Annotated in this window: 1 protein-coding gene and 1 pseudogene; both read right to left on the bottom strand. The window is 70.1% G+C overall.

Translation table 11 applies throughout. From position 1 onward, the window contains the following. Positions 1-325 precede the first annotated feature (325 nt). Positions 326-1,695: pseudogene (locus AC2W7C_RS17115) on the bottom strand (S41 family peptidase). A 155-nt stretch (positions 1,696-1,850) separates the two neighbouring features. Continuing rightward, the coding region (locus AC2W7C_RS17110) for a murein hydrolase activator EnvC family protein (RefSeq protein ID WP_486002449.1) at positions 1,851-2,126 on the bottom strand (276 nt) is incomplete at its 5' end.

Here is a 2,126-nt window from a genome sequence, read left to right as displayed (position 1 = left end):
GGGGCGCCGGGCGGCGCGGGTCGCCCAGGACCGTGATGAACAAGGCGGCCGCCCCGACCAGCAGGACGCCCGCCGCGGCCACGGCCACCGGCGGCTTCCTCAACGTTCGGCCAAGAGCGGACAGGCGATCGCTAAAGGCCGTCTTCACCGGCGGCGCTCCGGCGGTGGCGGCGAGAACGGACTGGCGTTTTGCGAACATGGACAGGGCGGCGGCTCGGGATCGGTGCCCGCGAGGGCGGACTCCTTCGACGCTCACCCTGACGGGGGTCGGTTAAGAAAGCCTAACGGCGCGTTAGGCACGTTGCGGCCCCGCTGGCCGGGCCCGTCAGTTCGCCGGATCCTCGGCTGGCGTGTTCGCCGCCATCGCCGTGCCGGCGGGCGTGACGACGATCCCCTCGGGCGCCGCCGCCAGCTGGGTCAGGTTGCCGCCGGCGCGCAGCACGTCGAAGGCGCGCTCCAGCTGGTAGTCCTTGTCCTTGTCGTAGTTTTCGCCCGGCGCTTCGTGCGGGGTGTGGGCGCCCTTGCGCTCGGCCCCGATCGAGGCGTCCAGCGCCGTCGCATAGGCGGCCTCGGAATAGATGAAGCTGGAGCGCGAGACGATGCGCGCCTCGGCCTCGCTGCGGGCCACCTCCAGGTCCGGCTCGATGCCGATCTTCTGGATCGAGGCCCCGGACGGGGTGAAATAGCGGGCCGTGGTGATCGACAGGGCGCCGTCGGCGCCATTGCGAAGCGGGATGACGGTCTGGACCGAGCCCTTGCCGAAGCTGGTCAGGCCGACGACCGTTGCGCGCTCATGGTCCTTCAGGGCGCCGGCGACGATTTCCGACGCGGACGCCGAGCCGTAGTTGATCAGCACCACCAGGGGCTTTCCGCCGGCAAGGTCGCCCGGCCGGCGGCGTATCGCACGATCTGGTCGGGCTTGCGGCCTCGCTGGCTGACGATCTCGCCCCGCTCCAGGAAGGCGTCCGACACCGCGATGGCCGCGTCCAGCAGGCCGCCGCCGTTGTTGCGGAGGTCCAGCACATAGCCCTTCAGCGAGGGGTTCTCGCGCTGCAGGCGGGCGATGGTTTCATTCAATTCTCGGCCGGTGTTCTCGTTGAAGGTCGAGATGCGCAGGTAGCCGAAGTCGCCCTCGACGCGACCGGTGACGGATTCGATCTTGATGACCTCGCGGGTCAGGCTGACTTCGCGCGGCTCCTCGCCGTCGCGCAGGAAGGTGACCTTGACGGTGGTGCCGACGGCGCCGCGCAGCTTCTCGGACACCTGGCTGACGGTCAGGCCCGAGGCGTTCTGGCCTTCGATCGACGAGATCACGTCTCCGGCCTGGACGCCGGCGCGGGCCGCCGGGCCGCCGTCCATCGGCGAGATGATCTTCACCAGCCCCCCTTCGGACGTGATGGTCAGCCCCACGCCCGAATACTGGCCCTCGGTCCGTTCGCGCAGTTCGCCGTAGCCGTCGGGCGGCAGGTAGTTGGAGTGGGGGTCCAGCGCGCCCATCATCCCCTGCAGCGCAGCCTCGATCAGCTTCTTGTCGTCGACCGGCACCACATAGGCCTGCTCGACGATGCCCAGGACGTCGCCGAACAGGCCGATCATCCGGAACGCCTCGTTGCGAGGCGTCTGTCCGGCGGCGGTCGCGGCGCCCAGACCGACCACGGTGGCGGCGGCGGCGCCGATCATCAGCAACTTACGCATTCGTCTTCTTCTCAGCAGGCGGGGACGGCGGCTCGGGATCAGTTACGGGGCGCGCGGCGTCCAAATCGTGGCCGAGCGGCGGTTCCTGGATAAAATCAGCGTCATCGAAGGTTGGAAAGCGGATTCGCGGAGGAAGCGCACGACGCTCGCCGTTCCTATCGCAGCCATGGAGACGGATCGATCGGCCGTTCGTCGCGGCGCAGTTCGAAATAGACCTCGCCGCCCTCGCCGGTCCGGCCCAGCGGCTGGCCTTCGGCGACGCGCGCGCCGATCTCGACGTCTGTCCGGTCCAGTCCTGCGATCACGGCGCGCCAACCCGGGCCGAGGTCCAGGATCACCACCTCGCCCCATCCGGGCAGAGGGCCGGCGTGAGCGACGCGGCCTGGAGCGGGGGACCGGGGCCTCCACCTCGTCCGCCCGCCAGCGCCAGC

The organism is Brevundimonas sp. CURTG3B2_SDJG (assembly GCF_057364705.1).
Note: the sequence above shows the minus strand (reverse complement) of the source record. Positions and strands in the feature narration are given on the sequence as shown.